Source organism: Actinomyces sp. (assembly GCF_030530635.1).
GTDB lineage: Bacteria > Actinomycetota > Actinomycetes > Actinomycetales > Actinomycetaceae > Actinomyces.
Genome location: NZ_JAUMUL010000049.1, coordinates 20951 through 27284, shown reverse-complemented (window position 1 = coordinate 27284; position 6334 = coordinate 20951). Strand labels below are relative to the sequence as shown.

Annotated in this window: 6 protein-coding genes; 4 read left to right on the top strand and 2 right to left on the bottom strand. The window is 68.0% G+C overall.

The features are described 5' to 3' along the window. Positions 1–192: 192 nt before the first annotated feature. Complete coding sequence (locus Q4A20_RS11015) at positions 193–600, bottom strand: FKBP-type peptidyl-prolyl cis-trans isomerase (protein WP_303122921.1); 408 nt, start codon at positions 598–600, stop codon at positions 193–195. Positions 601–740: 140 nt separating this feature from the next. After that, on the bottom strand, positions 741–1700 hold the full coding sequence (locus Q4A20_RS11010) for a Bax inhibitor-1/YccA family protein (protein WP_303122920.1): 960 nt from the start codon (positions 1698–1700) through the stop codon (positions 741–743). A 272-nt stretch (positions 1701–1972) separates the two neighbouring features. Here Q4A20_RS11010 and Q4A20_RS11005 point away from each other — a divergent pair, with 272 nt between their 5' ends. The 4 genes from Q4A20_RS11005 (at position 1973) to Q4A20_RS10990 (ending at position 6239) form a co-directional block, all read left to right on the top strand. Then, positions 1973–2893, top strand: coding sequence for an ABC transporter ATP-binding protein (locus Q4A20_RS11005; protein WP_303122925.1), 921 nt, complete (start codon positions 1973–1975; stop codon positions 2891–2893). A 67-nt stretch (positions 2894–2960) separates the two neighbouring features. Next, positions 2961–3878 carry an ABC transporter permease subunit gene (locus Q4A20_RS11000; protein WP_303122919.1) on the top strand — a complete coding sequence of 306 codons (918 nt, stop codon included), beginning with the start codon at positions 2961–2963 and terminating at the stop codon, positions 3876–3878. A gap of 73 nt (positions 3879–3951) precedes the next feature. Then, the gene (locus Q4A20_RS10995; protein ID WP_303122918.1) at positions 3952–5505 is read left to right on the top strand and encodes a sensor histidine kinase; all 1554 of its coding nucleotides are present in this window, start codon (positions 3952–3954) and stop codon (positions 5503–5505) included. 35 nt (positions 5506–5540) lie between these two features. Then, positions 5541–6239, top strand: a complete 699-nt coding sequence (locus Q4A20_RS10990) for a response regulator transcription factor (protein ID WP_303122923.1) — start codon at positions 5541–5543, stop codon at positions 6237–6239. The last annotated feature ends 95 nt before the right edge of the window (positions 6240–6334 follow it).

Sequence of the window (6334 nt, the reverse complement as noted above, 5' to 3'; positions counted from 1 at the left end):
GTTTGCAGGCGTTTAGCACATGCATATGTCCAAAACGCGTGTCTGTGGCGCCAACGCGTGTCCATGACAGCCCCGAGGGGCTGCCCCTATGAATAACCCTCCAGGTGCGCGCCGATTTGCCACCCATAAGGGTGCAAAAGCTCGTACCAGGGCACAAAGTAGTGTCTCAGGGCGACAGGCGGCCGCCCCGCGTCACATGGTGCCGAGAATTTCGGTGACGAACACCAGTGTGTCGCCGCCCCTGATGCCGGCCTGCGGCACACCGCGCGAGCCATAACCGAGTTCGGAGGGGATGGAGAGGATCACCCGGCTGCCCACGCGCTGACCGACCAGCCCGTCGTCCCAGCCGCGGATGACCATGCCGACCCCCACCTGGAAGTTCAACGGCTGGCCCCGGTCGTAGGAGTTGTCGAAGACCTTGCCGTTCCAGATCTGTCCCAGGTAGTGGCACACAACGGTGTCGCCGGCCTCGATCACCTCGCCATCGCCGGCGTCGAGCACCTGCACCTGCAGGCCCTCGGGGGCGTCCGGACCGGGGAAGGTCAGGGCAGGCTTGGCACCCTTGGCGCCGTCAACGGTGGGCATGTTGGAGTTGATCATGGGGGCCAGGCTACGGCAGTGCCCCCCGCTTCGCCCACTTCGCCGCACGGACCGACGACGTCGTATGCCCCACTCAAGTTGCGACGGTGCCTGCGGTACCGTCACAGCGGACCGCGGGCACCGTCGTCGGTGCCGGGGCGTCAGTTATCGCGCAGGATGGCCAGGATCCGCAGGAACTCGATGTACAGCCACACCAGGGTGACCACCAGGCCAAAGGCACCGGACCAGGCGTACCGGGTGGGCAGGCCGCGCTCGACACCGCGCTGAATGGACTCGAAATCCATGGTGAAGCTGAAGGCCGCCATGACCACCGCCAGCAGGCCGACGATCAGTCCGAGCGGAATCCCCATGACAGTGATGCCGCGCAGGCCCCACGGGTTGGACAGGACGCCGGTGAGCATCAGGACGAAGTTGACCACACTGAAGATCAGGTAGCCGCCCATGGCGGCCAACAGGATGCGCTGTGCCTTGGAACTGAGGCGGAAGCCGGCGAACTTGTAGGCGACCAACATCACGCCGAAGGTGGCCGCCGTGGCAAGCACCGCCTGCATGACGATGCCGTCGTAGGCATTCTCCATAACGCCGGAGATGGCGCCGAGCATGGCGCCCTCGAAGACGGCGTAAGCCATGATCAGTACGGGGCTGGGCTCGCGCTTGAAGGAGTTGACCAGACCCAGGATCAGCGCGCCGATCGCGCCGCCGATCATGGCCAGCACGCCGATTCCCGCGGTGGCCTCGTTGACCGCCAGCGTCCAGCTGACCGCGCCAACGGCGATGATCACCGCGAAGATACCAAAGGTGCGCACGATCACGTCGTCATAGGTCATGCGACCGCGGTCGACGTTGGTGGCCGAAGGCGCACCGTATTGCGCCTCCAGGTCCGAGAGTTGCTGCGGGGACACGCCGCCATAACCGGCCTGCTGCCCGTAGGCCTGGCCGCCCTGATAGCCGTAACCCGGCTGCTGGCCGTAGGGCTGACTGGTCTGGCCGGGCTGGTATCCGGGCATGGTCGGGTAGCCGTTGGGGGTGCGCTGCACCGACGACGCCGGGGCGGCGCTCCCGTTGAATACGGGGCTGCGGGAGAAGTACGGGTTGCTCATCGCGGCCATTGTCCTCGACCTTCCTGAAGAAGTCCTGTGTGCAAACGGCTACATCCTCAGGCCCGGAGGCCGGCACATGTGCCCGCGACAGGCTCATCCTTCGGGAGGACCCCGTTCCTCCGTCATACCCACTCCCGCACTCGGCAGATTCCCCAGCTGGGTCGATGAGCTCGGCCATCCCGCTTCCTAGTCTGGGGGTGTTCGGGCGCAGACCGGCCCACTCCTGACCGCCTCCGCCGCGCAACCGAGACCCCCGGAAAGAGATGATCCCTTTGATCGAAGCCGTTAATCTCACCAAGCGCTACGGCTCCAAGACCGCCGTCGACAACATCTCCTTCACCATCGAACCCGGTACCGTGACCGGATTCCTGGGTCCCAACGGCGCTGGTAAGTCCACCACCATGCGCCTGATCATGGGATTGGACAAGCCCACCGCGGGCACCGTAACCATCAACGGCCGCGCCTACCGGGAGCTGTCGGCGCCCCTGTGTCAGGTCGGCGCCCTCCTGGACGCCAAGGGTCTGCACGGTTCCCGCAGCGCCCGCGCCCACTTGACCCAGCTGGCCGTCTCCAACGGCATCCCCACCCGCCGCGTGGACGAGGTCCTGGAGCTGACCGGGCTGGGCCCGGTGGCCAAGAAGCGGGTCAAGGGCTTCAGCCTGGGCATGGGCCAGCGGCTGGGCATCGCCGCCGCACTCCTGGGCGACCCGCAGGTACTCATCTTCGACGAGCCCGTCAACGGCCTTGACCCCGAGGGCGTGAAGTGGGTGCGTGAGACCTGCCGCCACCTGGCCGACCGGGGCCGCACCGTCTTCATCTCCTCCCACCTGATGAGCGAGATGGCCCAGACCGCGGACCATCTGCTGGTGATCGGCCGCGGTCGCATCCTCACCTCCGGCCCCGTCGAGGAGGTGATCGCCTCCGCCACCAATGATGTCGTCCGCGTGGTCTCCCCGCAGGCGGCCGAGCTGGCCTCCGCGCTGAGCAGCACCGGCATTGACACCGCCGCCGCCGAGCCCGGCGTACTGACGACCACGTCCGCCCCTGCCGCTCGGATCGGGGAGATCGCCGCTGCGAACGGCATCGTCCTGCACGAGCTGACAACCCGGCGCGCCTCCCTGGAGGAGGCCTACCTGGAACTGACCGGCAACGAGGTCGAGTACACCACCGGCATGGTTCCCGTAGCCGCCTGACACCCGCAGCCACCCGCGACGCACCCAGACCTCCCACAACGTGCTCCCATACCGTGAAGGAAGAACGATGACCACCACCCTTCCCACAACCGCTTCTCCCGCCGCCGGCCGCGCCCGGGCCGAGCAGCGCCGCAATCGCGTCGAAGGTTCCGCTCCACGCGCCGGGTCCGACCCAGCGGCCGCAGCCGCGGGCCGCCCGGCCTGCCGTCAGACCTTCTTGCGAGCCGTGCACGCCGAATCGATCAAGGTCCGTACCCTGCGCTCGACGTGGGTCACCTCCATGATCGCCGTCGGCATTACCGTGCTGCTGGGGGCGGGCGCGGCCATCGGCTTCGCCGCCTCCCCGGAGCTGGCGGAGGACGCCAAGCACGCGATCGTCTTCGGCTCCTCCTTCGGCCAGATCGTGGTGGCGGTGCTGGGCGCACTGATCATCACAGGCGAGTACACCTCCGGGCAGATCCGCTCCACACTGGCCGCCGTACCGCACCGGAGCCGTGTACTGGGCGCAAAGGCCATCGTCGCCGGCACGCTGGCCTTCTGCATCGGAGCGGTGTCGATTCTGCTGTCTTGGGCGGTGTCCGCGCCTTTTATGCACGCACACGCCGGCTCCCTGACCGACATGCACTACCTCGGCTACGTGTGGGGGACGGGCCTGAGCTTCGTGGTGATCGCCCTGATGGCACTGGGCCTGGGATTCCTCATGCGCTCGACCGCCGGCTCGATCACCGTGGTGATGACCCTGCTGTTCGTCTTGACCGTGCCGCTGTCATTGATGGCGACGAAGTGGGCCTGGGCGTCGAAGCTGATCGCGCTGCTGCCCCTGAATGTGGCCTCGTCCGTCGCTGATCCCTTCAGCCTCTCCAGCTCCTGGGGCGCGGACGGCGGCGACTTCCTATCGCACACGCAGGCGGTCCTGGTGTTTACTGCCTGGGGAATCGTGCCGCTCGTGCTGGGTTGGTTGCTGCTGACCCGTCGGGACGTCTGAGTCCGTATCCCTGCCCCGCCGGCCACACGCCGCCGGGGCACAATCAACCCAAGAGGAGAGGGGAGCCCGCACCATGAGTACGTCGCCCACCACTACTCACCTGCTGCGTTGGCAGAAGGCGCACCCTTACCTGGCCGACTCCGCCATCGCAGTGGTGGTGCTGACTCTCAACGTGTTCATGGGCCTATGGCCGCTGCTGGCGGCGGACATCGCCCCACCGAAATCGTGGTTGCCTTGGACCCTGGGCATGTGCCTGGTGTGCACCCTCGCCCTGGTTTTCCGCCGCCGTCACCTGGCCGCCGCCTGGGGGGTGCTCACCTTCCTGCCCATTGTCCACCAAGCAGTGGTCACGGACCGGTTCGATGACATGGGCATAGCCGCGATCGGTTACGTGGCCTACGCGCTGCGCGCCTTCACCCTGCTGGGGCTGCCCTTCATCCTGACCACGCTGGCACTGCGCTACCGCGCCACCTGGGTGTGGGCCGCCTGCGCGGTCTCCACACTGACCACGGCCGTCGGCCAGGCCTTGCTCGGCGACTACTCGATCGGCACACTCGGCGAACTGCTCATTCCCTACGGGCTGATCAACATCATCGGCGTGTTGGTCGGCCTGGTGATCCGCAGTCAGGCGGCCCAGTTGCGAGAGGCCGAGGCGCGCTCGTCCCGCCTGATGCTGGCGCGCGAGCAGGAGGCCGCTCTGGCCGCCGCCAACGAGCGCAGCCGCATCGCCCGGGAGATGCACGACGTCGTTGCACACTCGCTCGCCGTGATGATCACTCTGGCCGACGGCGCGGCCGCCGCCGTCGATCGCAACCCCGCCATGGCGAAGGAGGCGTTGACCACACTCGCCGAGACCGGGCGCTCCGCTCTGGCCGACACGCGTCGACTGGTGGGGGTGCTACGGGAGGATCCCCTTCCCGCCCACTCCCCCGCACAGGCGGACGACGACGCAGCGGCCTCGGCGGCCGCAGCTCCCCGCGGCGAGGACGCGGCCGCTCCACCGCGACGGGCGACAAACGCAGTGGCCGGGCGGACCCACCCGGGGGAGGCCGCCGTGCGCGAACTGCCGGTGCCCGAGTTCGCCCCGCCGGGAATCGTCGCTCCCGTAGAGCCGACTCGGGAGATCGCCGACCTGCGCCGGCAGGCGACGGACACGGAGGCCGACGCCTCCAGTGGTCAGACACCGCTCGCCCCCGCCCCCGAGCAGGCCGACCTGAAGGTCCTGGTCGAGCGTTTCCGAGCTGCGGGCGTGCCCGTCACCTACCGGTGGGACGGCCGCAGGCTACCCAAGGACAAGGGCCTGCAGCTGACCGTGTTCCGCATCGCCCAGGAGGCGCTGACCAACGTGCTGCGCTACGCACCCACCACACACGCCGTCGATGTCGCCGTCGATCGGCATGCGGGTACGGCCATCCTCACAATCGACAACCAGTCCGCCCCCGGTTCCACGCCGCTGCACGGTTCCGGCAAGGGGCTGATTGGCATGCGTGAGCGCGCCGCCGTCTATGGTGGAACCGTGCAGGCCGGCCCGACCGCCACCGGCTGGCGGGTGCGGGCCGTGCTGCACTGGGACGAGAGCCTAGACGGAGACGACGAAGGGACATCGCCGTGGCACCTGCCGCAGTGAACGACGCAACCTACCCGACCGATACCGCCACCCCCATGCCGTCCGCAGATGCGGCATCCCCTCAACGGGCACAGCCCATAACCGTGGTGCTCGCCGACGACCAGGCGCTCATGCGAATGGGCTTTCGCATGGTGCTGGATCCGGCGGAGGACATTGAGATCGTCGGTGAGGCCTCTGACGGCGCCACGGCCGTGGCACAGGCGCGCGCCCTGAAGCCCGACGTGATCCTCATGGATGTGCGCATGCCGGGCATGAATGGAATCGAAGCCACCGCCAGAATCACCCAGCAGTGCCCGCAGACCAGGATCCTCATCCTGACCACCTTCGATCTGGATGAGTACGCCTTCGCCGGTCTGCGCGCCGGGGCAAGTGGCTTCCTACTCAAGGACACGCGCCCGGGAGAACTGGCGGAGGCTATCCGCACGGTCGCCTCCGGCGAGGCCGTGGTCAGCCCCCGCATCACCCGGCGAATGCTGGAGATGTTCGCCTCGCACCTGCCCGAGGACGGTGGCACGACCACCCAGGAGGATGCACGCATCGCCTCGCTGACGCCGCGCGAGCGCGAGATCCTGACACTCATGGCCCAGGGGCTGAGCAACTCCGAGATCGCCGACCACCTGGTCGTGTCCGCGACGACGGTCAAGACTCACGTCGGCAACGTGCTGGCCAAGCTGGATGTGCGCGACCGCGTGCAGGCCGTCGTGGTCGCCTACGAGACCGGCCTCATGCGCTGAAACCGGCACCAGCAGTCCCCCCGCCCCACGCTCTTCGCGCTCTCCGCCGAGGTCGGTAGACGTTACGTGCCGACGTCGGCAGATAGGACGCAGCG